Annotated in this window: 23 protein-coding genes; 7 read left to right on the top strand and 16 right to left on the bottom strand. The window is 66.7% G+C overall.

Annotated features, from left to right (window positions below):
- Window positions 1-66: 66 nt before the first annotated feature.
- A complete protein-coding gene (locus AB7F11_RS05355; protein ID WP_428289930.1) occupies window positions 67-1569 on the bottom strand; it encodes an FAD-linked oxidase C-terminal domain-containing protein in 1503 nt (500 codons plus the stop codon).
- A 174-nt stretch (window positions 1570-1743) separates the two neighbouring features.
- Between AB7F11_RS05355 and AB7F11_RS05350 the strand changes: the two genes are divergently transcribed.
- Complete coding sequence (locus AB7F11_RS05350) at window positions 1744-2166, top strand: Hsp20/alpha crystallin family protein (RefSeq protein WP_428289931.1); 423 nt, start codon at window positions 1744-1746, stop codon at window positions 2164-2166.
- Between the two features lie 6 nt (window positions 2167-2172).
- Here the strand turns inward: AB7F11_RS05350 and AB7F11_RS05345 are convergent, their stop codons facing one another.
- The 5 genes from AB7F11_RS05345 to purU all read right to left on the bottom strand — a co-directional run bounded on the left by AB7F11_RS05345 (window position 2173) and on the right by purU (window position 6228).
- Window positions 2173-3432 carry a S1C family serine protease gene (locus tag AB7F11_RS05345; protein ID WP_428289932.1) on the bottom strand — a complete coding sequence of 420 codons (1260 nt, stop codon included), beginning with the start codon at window positions 3430-3432 and terminating at the stop codon, window positions 2173-2175.
- Window positions 3433-3444: 12 nt separating this feature from the next.
- Window positions 3445-4005 (bottom strand): DUF2846 domain-containing protein, encoded by a 561-nt coding sequence (locus AB7F11_RS05340; RefSeq protein ID WP_428289933.1) that lies wholly within the window; start codon window positions 4003-4005, stop codon window positions 3445-3447.
- An 88-nt stretch (window positions 4006-4093) separates the two neighbouring features.
- Complete coding sequence (locus AB7F11_RS05335) at window positions 4094-4963, bottom strand: LysR substrate-binding domain-containing protein (RefSeq protein ID WP_428289934.1); 870 nt, start codon at window positions 4961-4963, stop codon at window positions 4094-4096.
- Window positions 4960-5334, bottom strand: coding sequence for a hypothetical protein (locus AB7F11_RS05330; protein WP_428289935.1), 375 nt, complete (start codon window positions 5332-5334; stop codon window positions 4960-4962). Before AB7F11_RS05330 ends, AB7F11_RS05335 begins: the two co-directional genes overlap by 4 nt.
- A 45-nt stretch (window positions 5335-5379) precedes the next feature.
- Window positions 5380-6228 (bottom strand): formyltetrahydrofolate deformylase, encoded by an 849-nt coding sequence (purU, locus tag AB7F11_RS05325; protein ID WP_428289936.1) that lies wholly within the window; start codon window positions 6226-6228, stop codon window positions 5380-5382.
- Window positions 6229-6354: 126 nt separating this feature from the next.
- Here purU and AB7F11_RS05320 point away from each other — a divergent pair, with 126 nt between their 5' ends.
- Window positions 6355-7695: an aspartate aminotransferase family protein gene (locus AB7F11_RS05320; RefSeq protein ID WP_428289937.1), complete on the top strand. Its 1341-nt coding sequence runs from the start codon at window positions 6355-6357 to the stop codon at window positions 7693-7695.
- A 43-nt stretch (window positions 7696-7738) separates the two neighbouring features.
- On the opposite strand, the gene AB7F11_RS05315 is transcribed toward AB7F11_RS05320, so the two are convergent.
- Window positions 7739-8557: a ChaN family lipoprotein gene (locus tag AB7F11_RS05315; RefSeq protein ID WP_428289938.1), complete on the bottom strand. Its 819-nt coding sequence runs from the start codon at window positions 8555-8557 to the stop codon at window positions 7739-7741.
- Between the two features lie 54 nt (window positions 8558-8611).
- On the opposite strand from AB7F11_RS05315, the gene AB7F11_RS05310 reads away from it, so the two are divergent.
- The gene (locus AB7F11_RS05310) at window positions 8612-9691 is read left to right on the top strand and encodes an AbrB family transcriptional regulator (RefSeq protein WP_428289939.1); all 1080 of its coding nucleotides are present in this window, start codon (window positions 8612-8614) and stop codon (window positions 9689-9691) included.
- Between the two features lie 130 nt (window positions 9692-9821).
- Here AB7F11_RS05310 and AB7F11_RS05305 read toward each other — a convergent pair whose 3' ends face one another.
- The 3 genes from AB7F11_RS05305 to AB7F11_RS05295 form a co-directional block, all read right to left on the bottom strand.
- Window positions 9822-10106, bottom strand: coding sequence for a BTH_I0359 family protein (locus AB7F11_RS05305; protein ID WP_428289940.1), 285 nt, complete (start codon window positions 10104-10106; stop codon window positions 9822-9824).
- Between the two features lie 148 nt (window positions 10107-10254).
- Window positions 10255-11400: a DUF3108 domain-containing protein gene (locus AB7F11_RS05300; protein ID WP_428289941.1), complete on the bottom strand. Its 1146-nt coding sequence runs from the start codon at window positions 11398-11400 to the stop codon at window positions 10255-10257.
- On the bottom strand, window positions 11393-12268 hold the full coding sequence (locus tag AB7F11_RS05295) for an IclR family transcriptional regulator (protein WP_428289942.1): 876 nt from the start codon (window positions 12266-12268) through the stop codon (window positions 11393-11395). The genes AB7F11_RS05300 and AB7F11_RS05295 overlap by 8 nt, the downstream gene beginning before the upstream one ends.
- Before the next feature lie 184 nt (window positions 12269-12452).
- On the opposite strand from AB7F11_RS05295, the gene AB7F11_RS05290 reads away from it, so the two are divergent.
- Window positions 12453-13463: a fumarylacetoacetate hydrolase family protein gene (locus AB7F11_RS05290; protein ID WP_428289943.1), complete on the top strand. Its 1011-nt coding sequence runs from the start codon at window positions 12453-12455 to the stop codon at window positions 13461-13463.
- A gap of 36 nt (window positions 13464-13499) precedes the next feature.
- On the opposite strand, the gene AB7F11_RS05285 is transcribed toward AB7F11_RS05290, so the two are convergent.
- From AB7F11_RS05285 to AB7F11_RS05275, 3 genes are read right to left on the bottom strand one after another with little or no spacing between them, the layout of a single operon-like run.
- Entirely contained in the window at window positions 13500-13940 is a 441-nt protein-coding gene (locus AB7F11_RS05285; RefSeq protein ID WP_428289944.1) for a VOC family protein, read from the bottom strand.
- 29 nt (window positions 13941-13969) lie between these two features.
- Window positions 13970-14347, bottom strand: coding sequence for a hypothetical protein (locus AB7F11_RS05280; protein ID WP_428289945.1), 378 nt, complete (start codon window positions 14345-14347; stop codon window positions 13970-13972).
- 39 nt (window positions 14348-14386) lie between these two features.
- Window positions 14387-14758, bottom strand: coding sequence for a TraR/DksA family transcriptional regulator (locus AB7F11_RS05275; RefSeq protein WP_428289946.1), 372 nt, complete (start codon window positions 14756-14758; stop codon window positions 14387-14389).
- Between the two features lie 141 nt (window positions 14759-14899).
- On the opposite strand from AB7F11_RS05275, the gene AB7F11_RS05270 reads away from it, so the two are divergent.
- The 3 genes from AB7F11_RS05270 to AB7F11_RS05260 are packed head-to-tail and all read left to right on the top strand — an operon-like array spanning window position 14900 to window position 17946.
- Window positions 14900-15730, top strand: a complete 831-nt coding sequence (locus tag AB7F11_RS05270; protein ID WP_428289972.1) for an enoyl-CoA hydratase/isomerase family protein — start codon at window positions 14900-14902, stop codon at window positions 15728-15730.
- 13 nt (window positions 15731-15743) lie between these two features.
- The gene (locus AB7F11_RS05265) at window positions 15744-16625 is read left to right on the top strand and encodes a PhaM family polyhydroxyalkanoate granule multifunctional regulatory protein (protein ID WP_428289947.1); all 882 of its coding nucleotides are present in this window, start codon (window positions 15744-15746) and stop codon (window positions 16623-16625) included.
- A 4-nt stretch (window positions 16626-16629) separates the two neighbouring features.
- Window positions 16630-17946 carry an FIST signal transduction protein gene (locus AB7F11_RS05260; RefSeq protein ID WP_428289948.1) on the top strand — a complete coding sequence of 439 codons (1317 nt, stop codon included), beginning with the start codon at window positions 16630-16632 and terminating at the stop codon, window positions 17944-17946.
- Here the strand turns inward: AB7F11_RS05260 and AB7F11_RS05255 are convergent.
- The 3 genes from AB7F11_RS05255 to AB7F11_RS05245 all read right to left on the bottom strand — a co-directional run bounded on the left by AB7F11_RS05255 (window position 17921) and on the right by AB7F11_RS05245 (window position 20713).
- The gene (locus AB7F11_RS05255; protein WP_428289949.1) at window positions 17921-19192 is read right to left on the bottom strand and encodes an MFS transporter; all 1272 of its coding nucleotides are present in this window, start codon (window positions 19190-19192) and stop codon (window positions 17921-17923) included. The genes AB7F11_RS05260 and AB7F11_RS05255 overlap by 26 nt on opposite strands.
- 5 nt (window positions 19193-19197) lie before the next feature.
- On the bottom strand, window positions 19198-19914 hold the full coding sequence (locus AB7F11_RS05250; protein WP_428289950.1) for a ProQ/FinO family protein: 717 nt from the start codon (window positions 19912-19914) through the stop codon (window positions 19198-19200).
- A 67-nt stretch (window positions 19915-19981) separates the two neighbouring features.
- Window positions 19982-20713, bottom strand: coding sequence for a helix-turn-helix domain-containing protein (locus AB7F11_RS05245; RefSeq protein ID WP_428289951.1), 732 nt, complete (start codon window positions 20711-20713; stop codon window positions 19982-19984).
- Window positions 20714-20903: the final 190 nt, after the last annotated feature.

Raw genomic sequence — 20903 nt, 5'->3', positions numbered from 1 at the left:
AAGAAGCGCGCTCATTGAGCGCAAATGTACCCCAGGGTACCAATTGTCAAGCGTGATATTTGACAGTCAGAAACGGGGCAGTTCTGGATGCGAAATCGCGCCCGCGCGCACCAGCATGCGACCGTATTCAGCACAACGTTGCAGGGTGGGAATGACCTTGCCCGGATTCAGTAGCCCTTTGGTATCAAACGCCCGCTTCACAGCAAACATCTGCGCGTTTTCTTCGGCGGAAAACTGAACGCACATGCTGTTGAGTTTTTCCACACCCACGCCATGTTCGCCCGTGACGGTACCGCCCATGGCCACGCTGGTTTCCAGAATATCCGCACCGAAGCGTTCACACCGCTGCAACTGGTCGGCGTCGTTGGCGTCGAAAAGAATCAGTGGGTGCAGGTTGCCGTCGCCCGCATGGAACACGTTGGCGCAGCGCAGGCCGTATTTCTTTTCCATCTCTGCGATGGCGAGCAAGATGTCAGCCAGGCGTTTGCGCGGAATGGTGGAGTCCATGCACATGTAGTCCGGGCTGATGCGACCGCTTGCAGGAAACGCGTTCTTGCGGCCGCTCCAGAAACGCAGGCGCTCCGCCTCGTCGCGGCTGACAGCGATGGCGGTGGCGCCGCAGCCGCGCAGCACATCGCTCATGCGGCCGATCTCTTCCTCCACTTCCTCGGGCGTCCCGTCACTTTCGCACAGCAGGATGGCCTCGGCGTCCAGGTCGTAGCCGGCATGCACGAAATCCTCCACCGCTGCGGTCATGGGCTTGTCCATCATCTCCAGGCCGGCCGGAATGATGCCTGCCGCGATCACCGAGGCCACGGCGTCGCCGGCTTTGCGGATGTCGTCGAAGCTGGCCATGATGCAGCGCGCCAGCAGCGGCCTGGGCACCAGTTTCACGGTGACTTCGGTGGTCACCGCCAGCATGCCTTCGCTGCCGATCACCAGCGGCAGCAAATCGAGACCGGGCGCGTCGAGCGCCTCAGCGCCGAAGGCGATCGGTTCGCCCTCGACCGTGAAGCCGCGCACGGCCAGCACGTTGTGCAGCGTCAGGCCGTACTTGAGGCAATGCACGCCCCCTGAGTTCTCGGCCACGTTGCCGCCGATGGTGCAGGCGATCTGGCTGCTGGGATCGGGCGCGTAGTACAGGCCAAGCGGGGCGGCCGCTTCAGAGATGGCGAGGTTGCGCACGCCAGCCTGCACCACTGCCGTGCGTGAGAGAGGGTCGATGCGCAGGATGCGGTTGAACTTCGCCAGCGACAGGGTCACGCCCTGGGTGTGCGGCATGGCGCCGCCCGACAGACCGGTGCCTGCGCCGCGCGCCACCACTGGCACCCCCAGGCGATGGCAGGCCTTGAGCACCGCAGCCACCTGGTCTTGCGTCTGCGGCAGCGCCACCACCAGCGGCCGGGCGCGGTAGGCGGTCAGGCCATCGCATTCGTACGGCACCGTGTCTTCTGCCTGCCAGAGCAGTGCGTGCGCCGGCAGCACGGCTTGCAGCGCCCGGACCACCTCGGCCTGGCGGGCCGCGCGCTCAACCTGGGTGGGCTCTGGGGGGCGGGCAGTTGCGTTCATGGCGAGGGCCAGTTTATGCCAACGGTTCCCGCCTGGTTTGAAGAAACTTGCAGCGGGCTGTGAATGCGGGCGATGGCCGGCCTCTTGAAATCCCATGACCCCGGCATCAATTTCCGTGCATGCCAGGCGCTGCTCGCGCCCGATGGCATTCAACCCATTTCAAGGAGTCTTGCCATGAACAGTCTGATTGCACGCCGTGGTCTTCTCGACGATTTCTTCCGCGATGTCGGCCCAGGTTTCTACGTCAAGCCACTGCACGGCGATGCGCTGCCCACGCAGATCCGCATCGACGTGAAGGAAACGCCCGAAGCCTACGCCGTGCTGGCCGAAGTGCCAGGCGTGGCGCGCGAAGACATCCAGGTCACCGTGGACGGTGGCATCGTCACGCTGCGCGCCGAAGTCAAGCAGCAGGATCGCCAGTCCGACGGTGAGAAGGTGCTGCGCAGCGAGCGCTTCTATGGTGCGGTGACGCGCAGTTTCCAGCTGCCGCAGGACATCGACAACGCGGCGTCGCGCGCCAGGTACGAGAACGGTGTGCTGCAGCTCACGTTGCCCAAGAAGGCGGCCTCGACCAGCCAGCGCCTCACGATCGAGTGAGGGCGCTCACTCCGGGCGGATGCTGGTGAGTTCAAGAACCTCGTCCACCAGAAACGCGGTGGAGCCTGCGCCGCCGCGTGTGCGCGCGTCGAAGCGCACCACGCGGCCGAGTTCCGGTGAGTACCAGGCGCTGGCCTCATAGCTTGCCCCCGAGGCCAGCGCGCTGAACCCCCTGCGGGTGTAGCCCTTGAAGATCACTCGCACAATGGCCAGTTCGCGCTCGCCAATGCGCACGGTGGACTCTTCTGCCGCCTGAGCTGTCAGCTCCAGTTCCGCAAACCCGCCCAGTGACGGCACCTTGTAGTTCAACTGCCAGGTGGCGCCTTTCTGAGGGGGCTTGCTGACCCAGCCGCCAGGCGGCATGGCGAAGTCGTATTCACCGCCGATGGGGTTGCCTCGCGTGATCACCTCACCATTGGCTCGCTCCACACGGGTGCCCTGGTTGAAGATGCGCGTGTCGCCATCGACCCGGTCGAGCTTGTAAATGACGGTCTGGCTGTTGCCGGTGCTGCGGTCTCGCAGCTTGTATTCGAACACGCGGTCGCCGGTGGGTGCTGCGGCGGCCGCGTTCGCACTCGCCAGGGCCGTGGCCTTGCTGCGCTCCTGGCGTGCCGCAAGGGCGGCCTGCGCGCGCGCAGGGACCTCGGCGATCCAGGTGGCCGGCAGCGCGAAGTTCAGGTTCTGGCCTTCCTTGATGTAGAAGGTGGTGATGCCGATCAGGCGGCCTTGCGCGTCGAACAGGCCGCCGCCGCTGGAGCCGGCCGAGATGGGCACGGTGATCTGCAGTGCGGTGAAGTCGTTGGTGTCGCTGCGCCGGATGCCGGAGAGCAGGCCATCGCTGATGGTGGTCTCCAGGCCGCGCGGGTTGCCAATGGCGTAGACACGTGAGCCCACGCGCAGGCTCTCGGCTGGTGCCATGGTGATTGCCGGGGCCGTGAAGTTCGCCACCTTGAGCTGGCACAGGTCGCGCTCGGTGTCGGGGTGCTCCAGCGTGGCGCCGTAGGTGACGTTCTCGCGCGAGACCGTCACCCGCTTCGCGCGCACCAGCACGTGGCAGTTCGTGATCAGCGAGCCCGCGCCGATCACGACCGCGCTGCCTTTGGCCATGAGCCGGTCGGCATCGTCGTGGGCATTGACCACCCACACACTGGGCGCGACGCGCTCGAAGAGCACTTCGGGCGCCAGGGCGGAGGGTGTCTGCGCCTGGGCCTGGGCCCAGGCGGTGAAAAACAGCATGCTGGTGGCCAACAGGGAGCAGCGTGGCATGGTGGTGTCCTTTCAGCGAGCGGGGAGCAGGCTGCCCAGATCGTCCAGTGTGACCTGGCCGGGCGGCGCCGCACGGCTGGGGGCGGGGCCCGAAGGCAGCGCGTCGGCCTGTCGCGAGCGCGCCGGCCCCGGGACCAGCGGCACGGCACCGGTGTAAGCGAGTGCCGCCAGTTGAGGAACCGCCGTCGCGGGGCTTTGCAGCGTGAGCCGGGGGTGGCCGACAAAGAGCCCCATGGAAATGCCGAACTGCACGTACACCGTGGCTCCATCGGCCAGATCCAGCTCGGCCGTGGTCCGCACCTCCGTGCTCGCGGTGAGGGTGTAGCGGCCGACAGCCCGGTCGACAAAGAAGAAGCCCTCGGGTTGCGCCTTGCCGATCAGTTCGCCATTGAGCAGCAGCTCGGGCTGAACCGCAGCGCCCAGGCCTGCGGGGCGGTACACCAGCACGCGGCCGTATCCGGCCCGCAGCGTGGGAAAGGCGGACTCGACCTCGGCGTAGCGCGGGCCCGTGGCCGCACAGCCGGTCAACACCACCGCGGCCGCCACCAGCAGCCATCGAAACCCTCGAAACATGCGCTTCTCCCGCTCGTTATGGAGCGAGCAAGAATGTAACACCTTGGTTACGTTTGGGCGTGTCCGGAAGGCATCAGGCCTGTTGGATTCACCCCACGCTGTGGCGCAGCCAATCGGCAAAGGCCGTGCATTCCCAGCGGTCCATGGAACCGGTGCGCCAGCACAGGTGGTGGGCGTGCGGGCTGGGGATGCGGCGCTCGTAGAGCGGGACCAGGGTGCCGTTTTCCAGCCAGGGCGCGGCGAGTTTCAGGCGCACCAGCGCCACGCCCATGCCGGCGGCGGCGGCATCGCACATGAGTCCGATGTCGTTGAACTGGGAGCCTTCGTGGGGTTCTGGCCAGTCGAGTTCGTGCGCGGCGAACCAGGTTCGCCAGGGCTCCAGCGGGCTGCGCAGCAAAGGCACGCCTTCCAGGTCTCGCGCCGTGTCGAAGGGCCCCTGCTCGCGCGCGAACGAGGGCGACGCCAGGGGCGTGATCTCGTCTTTCATGAGGCAGACATGTTCGACGTCTGCGTACCTGCCGGTGCCGAAGCGCACCATCAGGTCGGCGTCTTCGGCCACCACGTCCAGCAGTGGAATGCTCACCTGCAGTGTGAGGTCGATCTCGGGATAGCTTTCGATGAACTGCTTGAGACGCGGCAGCAGGATGGAGCGCGCGAACGTGGGCGTGACCGCCACGCGCAGTTTGCGCCGACCCTGCGCGGTGGCCTGACTGGGAAAGCGCTGCAGCGAGGCCAGGCCTTCGCGCACGTGGGCCAGGTATTCGCTGCCTTCGGTGGTGAGCGAAAAGTCGGCGCGGCCAAACAACTTGGTGCCCAGGATCTGCTCAAGCTGACGCACCCGGTGGCTCACCGCGCTGGGCGTGACGTTGAGCTCTTCCCCGGTCTGCGTCACGCTGCGCAGGCGCGCCAGGGCCTCGAAGGTGAGGAGGCACTGGATGGGAGGAATCCGGAGGGTCAAGGCGCTTTGACCGTGAAGTGCAGGCTTCCATCCGGGTGGAGATGCTCCAGGACATCGCCCCGCTTTTGAAGCACGCCGCATCCCTTGTAGTCCCAGTTGCGCCACGCCAGGCACAGCCTGCCCTGTTCGACTTTCCATTGGCCGGAATCGGTACCGCCCTGGTTGCTGCCGTACACCCTGCCATCGTCCCTGAAGTCCAGCGCCACCGCACCGAAGCGCGCGTTGTGGGTGGAGAGTTTCTTGCCTTTGACCGAAAGCAGGGCTTCTTCCTGGGTCAGAGGCGCGGGATCGGCGGCGGACCCTGTTGAGGCCGCCAGCGCCGCGCACAGCATCAACAGCGATTGCAAAGGGGCTCGAAGGTGGATCAACATGACATCTCCTGGTGAGTCAAAAAGCTGGGGGTGGGGGGACTCTTGCTATTTGAAAACGACGGTCTTGTGCCCGTTGAGCAGCACTCGGTGTTCGCTGTGCCATTTCACCGCGCGGGCCAGCACCTGGCTCTCGGTGTCCCGGCCCAGGGCGGTGAGGTCCTCCACCGTATCGGTGTGGTCCACGCGGGCCACGTCCTGTTCGATGATCGGACCCTCGTCCAGGTCGGCCGTGACGTAGTGGGCGGTGGCCCCGATGAGCTTCACGCCCCGGTCGTGCGCCTGGTAGTAGGGCTTGGCACCCTTGAAGCTGGGCAGGAAACTGTGGTGGATGTTGATCGCCTTGCCCGCGAGCTTGGCGCAGAGTTCGTTGCTCAGAATCTGCATGTAGCGCGCCAGCACCACCAGCTCTGCGCCCTCACTCTGGATGATCTCCAGTTGCTTGGCTTCGGCCTGCGCCCGTGTGGCCGCCGTCACCGGGATGTGGTGGAAGGGCACGTTGTAGCTGGCGGCAAGTTGGTAGAAATCGCGGTGGTTGCTCACGATGGCGCGGATGTCCAGCGGCAGCAGGCCACTTTTCCAGCGGAACATCAGGTCGTTCAGGCAGTGGCCTTCCTTGCTCACGAAGATCACCGTGCGCACCGGCTCGGCCAACGGGTGCAGGGTCCAGCTCATCGCGAAGGTGTCGGCGAAGACCCGCAGATGCACGCGCAGATCGTCCTGCGTGAGCTGGGCGCAGGCGAACTGCACCCGCATGAAGAACAGGCCGGTGTCGTGGTCGTTGTACTGGGCGGCTTCTTCGATGTTGCCGCCGTGCTCGAACAGGAAACCCGAGACCGCGTGCACGATGCCCGGGCGGTCCTGGCAGGACAGGGTGAGAACGTAGGTGTGTTGCATGGCCCGCGCATTGTCGCAGCAGAGCCTCGGTGGGCCTGGTCCACCAAGGCGCAATGGCGCCGGGACGGGCCGGCCGGTGGTGCCACAATCCCGCCGTTGAAAACTTTTGTTTAAGGAGACCTGGCCATGGCCTACAACGAGCTTCGCATGGACAACCAATGGTTGCCTTTCACCCCCAATCGCGCATTCCAGAAGGACCCGCGCATTTTTGTGGCGGCGGAAGGCATGCACTTCACCACCCACGACGGGCGGCAGGTGATCGACGGCATCTCCAGCCTGTGGTGCGTGGGTGCGGGCCACAACCGCCAGCCCATCAACGAGGCCATCAAGAAGCAGCTCGATACGCTGGACTACGCCACTGCCTTCAGCGTGAGCAACGACAAGGCTTTCAGAGCGGCGGAAATGATCGCCGCCATGGCCCCGGGCGACCTGAACAAGGTGCTGTTCTGCAACTCAGGCTCCGAGGCGGCCGATACCTCCATGAAGGTCGCGCTGGCCTACCACCGCGCGCGAGGCGAAGGCCACCGCAACCTCTTCATTGGCCGGGAGAGGGGATACCACGGGGTGGGCTTCGGCGGCATGAGCGTGGGAGGCATTCCCGCCAACCGCAAGGTCTACGGCACCAGCCTGTTGCCGCGCGTGGACCACCTGCGCTTCATCCACGATCCGGTGAAGCACGCCTACGTGCACAACACCGAACCGGTGTGGGACGAGGACTTGTTGCTCGAACTGGAAAACCGCATCCTGCCGCTGCACGACCCGAGCAACGTGGCGGCCGTGATCGTGGAGCCAGTGGCCGGCAGCGCGGGCTGGTACGTGCCGCCGCAGGGCTACCTCAAGCGCCTTCGGGAGATCTGCGACAAGCACGGCATCCTGCTGATCTTCGATGAAGTCATCACCGGCTTCGGCCGCCTGGGCACTGCATTTGCATCCGATCACTACGGAGTGCAGCCCGACATGCTGAACTTCGCCAAAGCGGTGACCAACGGCGTCATTCCGCTGGGCGGCGTGGTCTGCACTGACCGCATCTACGACGCCATGATGGGCGCACACGGCAGCGCGCCCGACCATGCCATCGAGTTCTTCCACGGCTACACCTATTCGGGTCATCCGGTGGCCTGCGCGGCTGCCATCGCCACGCTGGAGCTGTTCCGGGAAGAAAAGCTGTTCGAGCGCGCAGGCGAGATGGGTCCGGTGCTGGGCGACGCCATGCACGCCGCGCTCGAGGGCTTGCCCAACGTGATCGGTATCCGCAGCTACGGCCTGGCCGCTGCCGTGGAGCTTGCACCGCTACCGGGCCTGCCGGGCAAGCGCGCCTTCGACGTGTTCATGGATTGCTACCACCGGGGCGTGCTGGTGCGCAACGCCGGCGACAACCTGGTGTTCGCACCGCCCTTCATCGTGGATCGCGCTCAGATTGAAACCATGGTCGGCACCCTGGCCGACGCGGTCAAGAGAGTGAAGTAGCTCGCCCTGCGCCGCTGACGCGCCAGAGAGGTGGGAAGCCGCGTCAGCGGCGCAGGGGGGCGCGTCTGAGTTCAGCGCAGTGGTCACGCGCGGGCAGTGGCGGCGTGCGCCAGATCGCATCGGCCAGTTCACCTTCGACATTCGCTTCGCCTGCCTGCGCCATCACCACCTGATGCTTCAGGCTCGAGGGCAGGTGCAGCGGTACACCCAGATCGCGCCGCACGTGGCCGTTGCCGGCCACCAGCACCACCGTTTTTCCGTCGCCCGCGCGCTGCACGGCGCTGGCCAGCGCCTGCGCCATGGCCCGGTCGCGCGCGAGCTGGATGCGAGCCATCGGTGCGATCTGGCTCTCAGGCAGCAGGCCGCAATGGCCTTCCCGGATCGCTTCGCGTTGCTGTCGCAGCGCTTCGGCGCCAATGAGGCCATCGAGCGCAGCCTCACCCATGACGTTTCGCATCCTTGAACGCGGCAGGTTGCCGCCCATCACCGGCGCACCCGAGCGCACGGCGGCCATCACCACTGGACCGTAGGTGGCCCAGGGCCAGCCGCCTTCCGACTTCCAGCCAAGGGCCTCGCGCACCCTTTCTTCGCTGGCGTCGGACGGCAGGCCCGAGGTGTCGCGCCCTTGCTCGGTCATCTCCATCACCAGGCCGCCGAGTCGCCCGGCCGAGGCCAGCGCCAGCACCACGTCGCGCTGCAGCGTCTGGTGTTCGGTGGCGTCGTGCTGTTCCCCGATCAACAGGGCCTGCGTGGGCAACAGGCGATCGAGCAGGGCGGGCACCGACGGCGCCGCCGATGGGCTCACGCAGGCCGACAGCAGCGAGACGGCGAGGGTGAAGAGGACAGCGATTCGACAGGCCATGAGCGGATACTACGGGCTCCGTTGCCCGTTGCGGCGCCCACTTCCTGCTCCCGCTTGCCTTCCCTGTCTGCCTTTGGCCCGAGCTCTTGGCCGCGTGTCCTGCTCACCCTGGTGCTCGCCCTGGTCGCCGCGTGGCTGTGCCGCTGGCTGAACACGCCCATTCCCTGGATGATCGGTCCGCTGATGGCGACCTCGCTGGTTTCCATGATGGGCGCGCGCACCGAGAGTTGGACGCCGCTGCGCAACGCGGGCCAGTGGGTGATCGGTGCGGCGCTGGGCCTTTACTTCACGCCGGAGGTGGGCGCCCTGGTGGCCAGCCTGTGGTGGGCGATTGCACTGGGCATTGCCTGGGCGCTGCTGCTCGGCCTGGGATTCGGCACCTGTCTGGCCCGCTGGCACGCCGGTCACCTGGCCGGGCTCTCGCCGTCGCAGTTGCGCAGCACCACCTATTTCGCCGGTGCCATCGGCGGCGCCTCCGAAATGACGCTGATCGCCGAGCGCCAGGGCGCCCGAACCGACCTGGTGGCTGCTTCGCACAGTCTGCGCGTGTTGATGGTGACGCTGACGATTCCCTTTGCCATGCAGTTCTGGGGCTTGAGGGGTCTGGACACGCTGCCCCCCAGCATTCGCGAGGTGCAACCGCCGGGCCTTCTGGGCCTGGCGGCGTTGACGCTGGCAGGTGCGTTGCTGATGCAACGCCTCGGCCGCGCCAATCCCTGGTTCATGGGGGCGCTGGTGACCACCATGGTGGTCACGCTGTGTGGCTTCACGCTGTCGGCGATTCCACAGGCTTGGTCCAACGCGGCCCAACTGGTGATCGGCGTGAGCCTGGGCGTGCGCTTCACGCCCGCTTTCGTGCACACCGCACCCCGGTGGCTGGCTTCGGTCGCCCTCGCCACGGTCGTCATGATGGTGCTGTGTGCGGGCTTTGCTTGGGGCCTGTCGACCCTGACCGGCCTGCACCCGGCCACGCTGATCCTCGGCACGGCCCCTGGCGGCATCGCCGAAATGGCCATCACCGCCAAGGTGCTGCAACTCGGCGTGCCCGTGGTGACTGCGTTCCAGGTCTGTCGACTCGTGGCCGTGCTGATCCTCGCGGAGCAGGTTTACCGCTGGAAGTACGTCCAGAAATAGAAAGCCCGGCAAGTGCCGGGCAACGAGCGAGGGGGAGTCAGTCGAGAGCGCCGCGAATCTGGCTCTGCCAGTCCGCAGGCGTTGCCCCCTGGGGGTGACGCGCCGCAGGCGCGGCGCGGGGGTAGCACGGTCAATGCATCACGACAGGCATCTGCGCCAGCGTGGCGTAGCCTTCCAGCGTGTCTTCCACCTCTTCTTGCGAAGGGGTGCTGTTCTGCCAGGCAGTGATCTGGAGCTGGAACATTTCGGCCCAGGAACCATCGAGGTAAACCTCTTTGCCCGAGCGTTTGTCCACGATCTCGAAACCGTGGCGGGGAATCTGCGGGCCGTCGGCCACTGCGTCTTCACCCTCGGCTGGCGCGTTGGCGAGGATGTGGACCACAGCGAAGGCATCTGAGTCGTAGAGCATGTGCATGACTGAAATATCCTTGAAATGAAAAACCTGCGTTCCTGATGCCCTTATATCGGCAAAACCGGGCCGGCATGAAGATCAGGGTCCCCTTTACATGGCAACGTTCATTTCATCTTCAAGATGTGTGTCCTTTTGAGCACATCCGAGCGCCTCAGGGCTTTTGCGCGAGCTGCTGATCGGCCATGTCGCCATTGGCCTGCGTGACCTTCAGGCGCACCGGCAGGTGCTTCAGGTCCGGGGCGAGCCACATCTCCACGGTGCTGTCGAACTCCTTGCGCGGCAGGCGCACCAGGTGGCGCACGCGCAACTCGCCAGCCGGCAAGGCCAGGGTGATTTCCTCGCCCACCTGGAAGCGCCAGATCTCGGCGTCGCCGGTGCCGGCCACCTGCATGTCGATCACCTGTCCGCTCGCATAGGCTTGCGGGCGCGCCTGCAGCAAGCCGGCGATCTGCATGAACAGGCTCAATCGGTCCTGCGCGCCGGGCAGCAGCTCGGCCTCGGGGGTGTTCACGCTGAAGCGGATGCGATGTTGCGCGCGCTCGAAGTGCGCCGCGCGTTCGCTGCGACCCTTGTCGGCGAAGCGCTCGGGCATCAGGCCCTCGGGGCCGACGCTGCCTGTGCTGGTCTGAACCCGGCTGCCGAGCAGGGGCATGCGCATTTCCATGCGCGCGCTGTACCGGTCTCCCGCCAGTTCCCAATCCAGCGTGCCGGTCGCGCTGTACGAAAAGCCCTTGATCTTCCCCGCCACCACGTACTGCAGGCGCGCGCTGGCCGGCGGTTGGGCGGGTGGCAGGGGCAGGCCCTTGGGCGGCTTGGAGAGCCCGGCCATGGGCATGGCGGGCTCAGCCGCAACCGCCTGGGCCAGGATGGCGGGGTCTTCCGGCGCCGCGGCTTCATGGGCCGGAGCTGGCAGAGGTTCCGCCGCTGGCGCGTCGAGAACGGGTGCCGCGGGCTTGGCGGCGGCGGCCTTCGCAGACGTTTTTTTCGTCGGTGTGGTGGGCGCAACCTGACGAACAGGTTCGGGTGACGAGGCGGGCGCCGGCACGATCCAGCGCACCTGGCTGATGTGTACCGAGGCGCTTCTCGCCATCGCCTCGGACGAGCGGGGCGTCGGGTCCGACTTCAGCGCCGTGGGCGGATCGGCCAGGCTGGCGGGGGCGCTGCGCGCAGAGAAGTCCGGCAGGCCGCCCGTCAGCAACACCAGATGCAGCACCAGCACGCCCAGGCCGAGCCCGAGCAGCGTGGGCCAGCGCGGGGCTGGGTCTGGCGAAATGGGCCCCTGGGTCACGTCAGGCATGGCCCAGGTCGGCGCTGAGCTGGCGGGCGCAGCGCAGCAGGGCCGTGGCCGGTGGGCCATCCCATTCGGTGTCCAGCGTGGCCACCGAACCCAGCACCACCAGGCCGAGCGCCAGTCGGCCCTGGGCGTCGAACACCGGGGCGCAGAAGCCGCCCACGCCAGGCAGCAGGCTGTGCACCACCCGGGCCACGCCGCGCTGGCGGGTTTCCTCCAGCACGGCTTGCACCTCCGCCTGGCTGCGGGGGACATCCACCAGGGGGAGGCCGCTGCGCGGCAGATTTTTCAGATGGGCCAACTCGTCCCGAACCATCGGTTCGATCCGCTGGACATCGCGCTCATTCTGGCCCATGAATGCAGCAAAACAGCGACCTGTGGCCGAAGTGAGCAGTGGCATCACATCGCCCAGGCGCAGTGTCACAGGCACCGATTGCGGGGCCTCCACCCAGTGCACCATGGTGGGGCCCTGGTTGCCCCAGACCGCAATGGCCAGGGTGTGGCCGGTCTGGGCAAGCAGGCTCTCGATGCGTTCGCGCGCCAGGCGCACGGCGTCGATGCGCGCCAGGCTCGCCAGCCCCAGGCGCAGGGCTGCCGGGCCGAGGTCGTACCGGGTGCTCAGCGGGTCCTGGACCACCAGGCCCATGCGTTGAAAACTCACCAGATAACGGTGCGCCTTGGCCGCGCTCATGCCGGCGGCGGCGGCCAGGTCACGCAGCATCAGCGCGCCAGGCGCCTGCGACAGGGCGTTGAGCAGTTCAAAACCCACTTCCACCGACTGGATGCCGGCGCGCATCGGCTCTGTGTCGACCACATCCAGGGCGTCGGGCAGGGAAGGTTCTGAGGCCAGGGGGGGGCGTTGGGCAGCGGGCATGGTCAGGTGAAGCACCGAAGTTGGAGGGCGGGTGGGCGATCAGGTTCCGGTCGGATGGAATAGAATCCGATTTTTACGCATAGGTTAATCGGTTTTACTATTCGTAATCATTGGGGCCACACACGCCCGACACCGAGGGGGCAGAATCGTCCCGTTCAACCCAACCCGGCAGCAGGAGACTTGCATGAAACTCGCCACTTACAAAGATGGCTCGCGCGACGGACAACTGGTGGTGGTTTCCCGCGACCTGAGCACGGCGCATTATGCGACCGGCATCGCGCACAAGCTGCAGCAGGCACTGGACGACTGGAACTTCATCAGCCCGCAGCTGCAGGACCTGTACGTCACGCTCAACCAGGGCAAGGCGCGCCACGCGTTCCCCTTCGATCCCGCCCAGTGCATGGCGCCGCTGCCGCGCGCTTATCAATGGGCCGACGGCTCGGCCTACATCAACCATGTGGAGCTGGTGCGTGCCGCCCGCAACAGCGAGGTTCCCGAGTCGTTCTACACCGACCCGCTCATGTACCAGGGCGGCAGCGACGACTTCATCGGCCCTTGCGACGACGTGGTGGTGCCCAGCGAGGATTTCGGCATCGACTTCGAGGCCGAAATCGCCGTGATCACGGGCGATGTGCCCATGAGCGTGTCGCCCGAGCAGGCGCTGGACGGCATTCGTCTGTTGATGCTGGTCAATGACGTCTCGCTGCGCAACCTGATCCCGGCCGAACTGGCCAAGGGCTTCGGCTTCTTCCAGAGCAAGCCCGCCACGGCGTTCAGCCCGGTGGCGGTTACGCCCGACGAACTTGGCGACGCCTGGCAGGGCGGACGCGTGCATCTCACGCTGCAGTCCACCTGGAACGGGCGCAAGGTCGGCATGTGCGAAGCGGGTCCCGAGATGACCTTCCACTTCGGCCAGCTCGTCGCTCACATCGGCAAGACGCGCAACGTGCGGGCCGGCTCCATCGTGGGCAGTGGCACCGTCAGCAACAAGGGGGTGGAGATCGACGGTCGCAAGGAATGGCCCAAGGGCTACAGCTGCATCGCCGAAAAGCGCGCGATCGAGACCATCCTGGATGGCAAGCCCTCCACCGAATTCATGAAGTTCGGCGACACCATCCGCATCGAGATGAAGGGCAAGGACGGCCAGAGCATCTTTGGTGCCATCGAACAGAAGATCGCTCCCCTGCAGGTTTGAGCGACCTCCTTCCGTGCTGAGCCCGAACGGGAGAGGTCAGCTGGCGTAGACCTGTTCCAGCGACGCAAAGCCTTTCACCTCGATCGGGTTGCCGAAAGGGTCGCAGAAGAACATCGTCCACTGCTCGCCAGGCGCGCCTTCGAAGCGCACCTGGGGTGGCAGCACGAAGTCCACACCCGCGCCCTGAAGCCGCGCGGCCAGCGCCTTCCATTCCGGCAACAGCAGCACCAGGCCGAAGTGCGGCATGGGAACAAGGTGCTCACCCACGTGGCCGGTGCGCGCGGTGGGAAAGGGCTCACCCAGGTGCAGCGAGATCTGGTGGCTGAAGAAATCAAAGTCCACCCAGGTCTCGCTGCTGCGGCCCTCGGCGCAGCCCAGCACGCCGCCGTAGAAACGGCGAGCAGCTTCCAGATCGGTGACGTTGAAGGCGAAGTGGAACAGGCTGCGGGTGGTCAGGGTGGGGCCAGGCGTTGTCATGGCGCCAAGCATACCCAGGAAGCGCGGACTCAGCGCCGCGAGGGGTCGATGGCCTGCTGGTCGAACCGCACGAAATACTGCCTGGCCATGGCCACCAGCTGCGGGTCGCTGGGATGGTCGCTGCTGACCACATCCACCACGGCCTTGTCCACCGCATGGGCGTTGTGGCGGCAGAACTCGCGGAATTCATGTTTCGCGTTGGCGGGGCCGGTGATCAGCACCTCGCTCACACCCTGGAGCGCCTGCGCGACCTGCTGAAAGAAGTCCTTGTCCGCACCCACATGGCCGTGCTTGGAGGTGTGGTGGCTGCGCGCCTTGATGCGCTGCGCCTCGACGTGTTCGCGGTCGAACATCAGCACGTGGGCCTGACTGTGGTCGATCCAGACGACGGCGTGAAAAGTGGTCATGGGAGTGGGTCCTGAGAGGATGAAAAGTGGGAGCCCGTGTCAGGCCTTGGACTGGCCCTGTTCCAGCGCGGTCTGGCACGCCACACAACGCAGGGCGGTCGGGTTCGCGTGCAACCGGGCGGTGGGAATGGAAACGCCGCAATCCAGGCAAAGGCCGTAGCTGCCGTCGGCGATGCGCTCCAGGGCTGCGTCGATCGCGACCAGTTCGGCCGACTCGCGTTCTTCCAGGGTGAACGCCAGGCCACGTTGCGCATCCGCGCTGGCCTGGTCGTCGCTGGCCGAGGCGAGCGCGTCGGCGGCCGCTTCGGCGCGGCCCACGGCGCCGCCGCGTTGTGCGCGAAGCTGGGCCATGGCGTCCGCACGCAAGGCGACGAGCTGGATCTTGAAGGTGTCGGACAACGGGACATTCATGTTCATCTCCTGAGCGATTGAGCCATCTTGCGCCGACGCGACCGGCGCCGGCTTGACCCAGGTCAAGCACAATCGCCAGAGCGGCGTGCGCCTGGACGCAGGCCCTCGCTCAACACCTCATCGGAGACCTGCATGACCCCCGTGGACTACAGCCGTTACCAGACCCTTGCCATCACCCGACGCGGTCCCCACGTGGACGGCGTTCCGTCCGTGCTTGACATCCAGATGCGCGCCGACGGCCCTGGTGGCAACGGCAAACTGCCCACCGCCGGGCACGAGGGCCACTGGGAGCTCAGCGAGATCTGGCGCGATGTGGGGCGCGACGACAGCGTGCGCTGTGCCGTGTTGCGCGGCAGCGGCATGGGCTTCTCGGGTGGAGGCGACCTGGCGCTGGTGCAAGACATGGCGACCGACTTCGAGGTGCGCACCCGTGTGTGGAAGGAAGCGCGCGACCTGGTCTACAACGTCATCAACTGCGACAAGCCCATCGTGAGCGCCATGCACGGCCCAGCCGTGGGCGCGGGCCTGGTGGCCGGCCTGCTGGCCGACATTTCCATCGCCGCGAAGTCGGCGAAGATCGTCGACGGCCACACCCGGCTGGGGGTGGCGGCGGGCGACCATGCGGCCATTGTCTGGCCTCTGCTGTGTGGCCTGGCCAAGGCCAAGTACTACCTCATGCTTTGCGACCCCATCAGCGGCGAGGAAGCCGAACGCATCGGGCTGGTCTCGCTCGCGGTGGAAGACGCGGCACTGCTGGAGAAGGCCTACGAGGTGGCCGACCGGCTGGCCAGCGGCAGCCAGTCGGCCATCCGCTGGACCAAGTACTCGCTCAACAACTGGCTGCGCCAGGCGGGCCCGGCATTCGACACTTCGCTGGCGCTCGAATTCATGGGCTTTGCCGGCCCCGATGTGCGCGAAGGTGTGGCATCCTTGCGTGAGCGCCGAGCACCCCGCTATGGCGTGGACGAATGACCAGGAGACCTCCATGAGCGACGCCCCCAGCAGCGGTTTCGGCAAGTTCGTTCCCGGCTTCGAGTTTCTGCAGAACCTCGCGGGTCAGGCGGCCGGCGGGGTGGCGCAAGGCATCAGCCAGAACATTCCGCAACTGCCCAACCTTGGCCACTGGGTGGCACCCACGTTCAATGTGGAAGACCTGGAGAAGCGCATCGAGGAACTCAAAGCGGTGCACTTCTGGCTCGACCAGAATTCCAAGGCCCTGGGGGCCACTATCCAGGCGCTGGAGGTGCAGAAGATGACGCTGTCCACGCTGAAGACGATGAACTTCAGCATGGGCGACGTGGCCAATGCGCTCAAGATCAAGGCCGCCGACACGCTGGCCGGCTTCACTGGTGCTGTGGCGACCGCACCAGCGCCCTCGCAGTTCGCCGGGCTTGAGATTCCGCCACGCACCTACGGCAAGACCGAGGTCGAGCCTCAAGCGCCTGCACCGCACGCTCCGGCCAGGCGCCGCAAGGCCCGACCGGCCAGCAAGTCCGCCAAGGTCACCGCCGCCAGCGCACCCGCCGGTGGCGTGGTGGACCCGGTGCAGTGGTGGGGAGCCCTGTCGCAGCAGTTCCAGCAGATTGCCACCAATGCCATGAAGGACGCCGCAAAACAGTCGGCGCTTGACACGACCCGCCAGGTCGCCAGTGGCCTCACCGGCCAGGCCATGAAAACCGCCACCGGTGTGGCCGGCAAGGTCACGCGCAACCTCACCGACACCGTGGCGCGCAATGTGGGCATGGCCGCCGGCGTGGGCCGCGCAGCAGCCAAGGCCGCAGGTGGTTCGCGTGCGGCCCCCGCGCCCGCGCGCAAGGCAGTGGCGAAAAAGACCGCGCCGAAGAAAGCAGCGGGTCGCCCGCGCTGACGCCATGAAGCTCTTTCCCTACGCTCACGCCACGCATCCGCAGTGGCGCATGGCCGCCGCCCTGGTGCTGGCTCAGCTCCGTGCGCAGATGGCCCTGCCCGACTTCGCCTCCGCGCCCTCGCTGGCGCTGCTCTACATCACCGACCACTACGCCGATGAAGCCCAGGCGATCCTGGAGCATTTCAGTGCCGAGCTGCCCGAGGTCACCGATTGGGCGGGCACCGTCGGCGTGGGCATCGCGTCCAACAATGTCGAGTATTTCGACGAACCCGCACTGTGCGTGATGCTGTGCGACCTGAGCCCGGACCAGTACCGCGTGTTCAGTGGTGTCGCCCCGCTGATGGCCAGTGGTCGTGCCGCTGGGGCGCACGGTTTCGAGGCCCACACGGCGCTGGTGCATGCCGATGCCCGCACGCCCGAGCTGTCCGAGCTCATTGCCGAAGTGGCGGAGCGCACGAGCAGCGGCTACGTGTTTGGTGGCCTGGCCGGCAGCCGGGGCACCAGCGTGCAGTTCTCACTGGGCAGCGCGGGCAACCTCAGCGGGCAGGGCGCGGCCAGTGGTGTGTACGACGGCGGCCTGAGCGGCGTGGCCTTCGGGCCGGACGTGGGCGTGGTCTCGCGCGTGACGCAGGGCGCGCAGCCGGTCGACCGCGAACGCACCGTCACCGCCGCCGACGGCAATCTCGTGTTGGAGCTCGATGGGGAACCCGCGCTGGACGTATTGCTGCGCGAGCGCGTGATTTCGCTTGAGCGGCCCGAACAGGCCATGCCGCGCCTGCGCTCCACGCTGGTTGGTCTCACGCATGCCGAGCCTGACGACGCAGGGCAGCCCGTGGTCACGGACAAGTCTCGCATGCGCGGCCAGTTCGGTACCGAGGTGATGGTGCGCCATCTGATCGGGCTGGATCCTGGGCGGCGCGGCATTGCCATTGCCGATGTGGCGCCGGTCGGTACGCGCCTGGCCTTCTGCGAGCGCAATGTGCAGGCTGCGCGGGCCGATCTCATTCGCATGTGCGCCGAAGTGCGCGAAGAGCTGGAACCCGAGGAACTCGGCTTGAGCACCGCCAGTGCCCTGGCCAGCCCTGAACCCGATGCCATGCCCCACCCGGCGCGCCGCATCGCGGGTGCGGTGTACGTGAGTTGTGCAGGCCGGGGAGGACCGCATTTCGGCAGCCCCAGCGCCGAACTTCAAACGGTTCGCCGCGCCCTGGGCGATGTGCCGCTGGTGGGCTACTTTGCCGGCGGCGAGATCGCCCACCACCGGCTCTACGGCTACACCGGCGTGCTGACGGTGTTCACCATGCCGTCGGTGCCGGGCTGAGCCGGCCCAGGCCCACGCCGCGTGCTCGGGCGCGCTTCAGCAGGAAGATCACGATGCCGACATTGAGCAGGTTGAAGCCGATGCCGTTGACGAAGGCCGCCTGGTAGGAGCCGGTCAGGTCGAAGATGGCGCCCGACATCCAGCCACCCAGCGCCATGCCCAGCAGCGTGGCCATGAGCACCGTCCCCGTGCGCACACCGGCCTGCACGGGTGAGAAGTGCTCCCGGATGATGAGCGCGTAGCTCGGCACGATGCCACCCTGGAACAGGCCGAACATGCCCGATATCAGGTAGAGCGGCACCAGACCGTCAAACGGCAGAAACATCAGCAGCGCCACACCTTGCAGCACCGAGCCCAGCAAGAGCGTGCGAAGTCCGCCGATGCGGTCCGAAATCCAGCCGGAAATCAGGCGGCTTGCCACGCCCATGCCGAGCATGATGGAGAGCATCTCGGCACCACGCGCCGCACCGAAGCCAAGGTCGGTGCAGTAGGCCACGATATGCACCTGCGGCATCGACATCGCCACACAGCACGACACGCCGGCCACGCAGAGCAAGGCCTGCAGCGTGGCCGGCGACAGGCCCAATGGTCGCTCGCTGGCGCCCAGTGTGGACGTGGGAGGCGCGCCACCCGGCACTGGCTCGGCGCTGGCGAGCGCGGGCGGCTGGCGCCGCAGCACCAGCGCCAGCGGCAGCATCACGACCAGGCAGATCGCCCCGATGGTGAAGTAGGACTGGCGCCAGCCGCCGTTGTCGATGAAGTGCTGCACCACTGGCGGCCAGATCGCACCGGCGAGGTAGTTGCCGCTCATGCAGATGGCCAGCGCGATCCCCCGGCGACGCGTGAACCAGCGCGACGTGTCGGCCACCAGTGGCGCGAAGGTTGCCGAGGTGCCGAGCAGGCCGATCAGCAAGCCCTGGATCAGGCTGAACTGCCACAGGCTCGTGGCAGCACCGGCGGCTATGAAACCCAGCCCCAGGCCCACGGCGCCGCCGAGCACCGGCACCATCACGCCGAAGCGGTCCGAGAGCTTGCCCATGAGGATGCCGCCCACCCCGAAGCCGATCATGGTCAGCGTGTAGGGAAAAGAGGCCGCGCCGCGGTCGATGCCGAAATCGGCCTGGATGCGGGGCAGCACCACCGTGACCGAGTACATGCCCGCGCCGCCCAGCGTCATGAGCGCGAGCGACACCGTCAGCCGCCACCACGCATAAGGCGATTCGGCTTCGGCGGGCGTGGCGGCCATGCGATTCAGGTCCTGGGACTGAGCCGGGCGCGAGCACGCTCCAGCGTTCGCCGGGCTTCCTGCACGGGCATGCCGTACATGTCGGCAAACGCCTCGACGGGTTTGCCGCTCGACTCGAACGCACGCAACAGGGCCGCATCGCGCGCCATGCGTCCACTGGCGTCGGTCAGCGCGAGCCGCGTGATCTCGTTGACCACCTCATCCCGGCTTCGCGTGGCGGCGGCATAGGCTTCCTCGCCGAGGCCCGAGGCCTCGAACGCCTGAGCGATGCGCTGGCGCAGCTTGGGTACCAGGTCTTCGGGCGTGCGCCCCTGGCGACGGCGGAACACCTCGACCAGCGCGTGATGCACCTGGTCAGTGGTGAGCGGCTCCACTGGCTCGCCGGCAAGGTCGTGCCGCTGTTCGCCCGAGGCCACCGCCGTCAGGTAGCGGGTGGAGCGCGTGTGCAGCGCCAGCGCTGCCTTCAGGCTTTCGGCCTCCAGCACGCCGGGCTGCGCGTCGAGCAGGTCCTGGTAGATGCCGCGCTTGAGCGGCTTGAGCGTTTCGCCGAACAGCGCGGGGTAGAGCTGCGCGAGCTGATCGAGCACGGGGTGCTGTCGCTGGGCCGTTGGACGCCCCTGGGTGGGCGGCTGTCCAGCGGGGCTGCGGCGGCGGCGATCGGGGCGTCGTGCCGCGGGTGCGGCGGGGCCGGAGGTGGCTGTCGGTGGAGTCGAGTCGTTCATGGGAGCCTGGGACGAAAGCCCGTCATCATGCCAGCGTCGCCAGCCTCCAGAGGCAGGGTGAACCCCGTCACCTCCGCAGTCGACCAAAGGCCTCGAACTCCCAGCTCCGCATGGCCAGCACCAGCGTGAAGCCCTCGCGGTCCTTCCCGGCCAGCTTTTGATCGGTCTGGTGCTGCTGGGCAAAGTCCTGCGCCACACGCTGCAGCCGTTCCAGAAACATGGGCGCCAGCGTGCGGCTGACCGAGCCATGCACCAGCATCAGTCCTTCGCCGCTGCCGTCGAAGCCGCCGGAGAAATAGTCGAGCACAGCGTGGTCGCGGAAGTAGTTCATCACCGGGCCGTGCGGGCGCCAGCGGAAGGTCTTGGCCAGCTTGAGTCGGTAGCGGTTGAGCGGGCGCAGCTCAATGATGCCGATGCGGTCGAGCTGCGCGAGGCACTTCACGCACTCGGCCTCGTTCAGGCGGTAAGCGGTGGTGATCTGCTCCAGCGTCCACTGGCTGAGCACGCAGATCGCCACCAGCAGCAATTTCTTGTCGGCCACCACCGCACGCTCCTGCTCCTGCGTCATCTCGCGCAACAGCGGCTGCGCATCCGCCACTCGCCGCGCCAGGTCGGCGAAATCCAGCTTGAGGGCGCGGCAGATTGCGTCCACGCGAGAGAGCGACATATCGCCCTTGGCCAGCATGCGCTTCACGCTCGATTCGGCCATGCCCATGGCCTTCGCCAGGTCGGCGTAGGTCATTTGCGCGGACTTCAGTTCCTTCTTCACGGCAAGCACGAGGTCGGTGGTGGTGCTCATGGGGCTCCTGCGGATTCTGTGGGAAAGGTATTGAAATGCAATACCGGTGCCTTGAACGAATTCGACTGTATCGAATTCTGATCCCGCTCGTGGGTGATGTTGCCGGACACTGCCATTCGCACGACCTCAGTGAAGCGCCTGCCGCTGCGGCAGAATCCAGCGGCACGGCGCTGAAATCACTCACAACTCA

Origin of the sequence: Hydrogenophaga sp., assembly GCF_050250835.1 — a bacterium.
Classification (GTDB): Bacteria; Pseudomonadota; Gammaproteobacteria; order Burkholderiales; family Burkholderiaceae_C; genus Hydrogenophaga.
The sequence above is the reverse complement of the archived record's forward strand: the minus strand, read 5'-3'. Positions and strand labels throughout refer to the sequence as shown.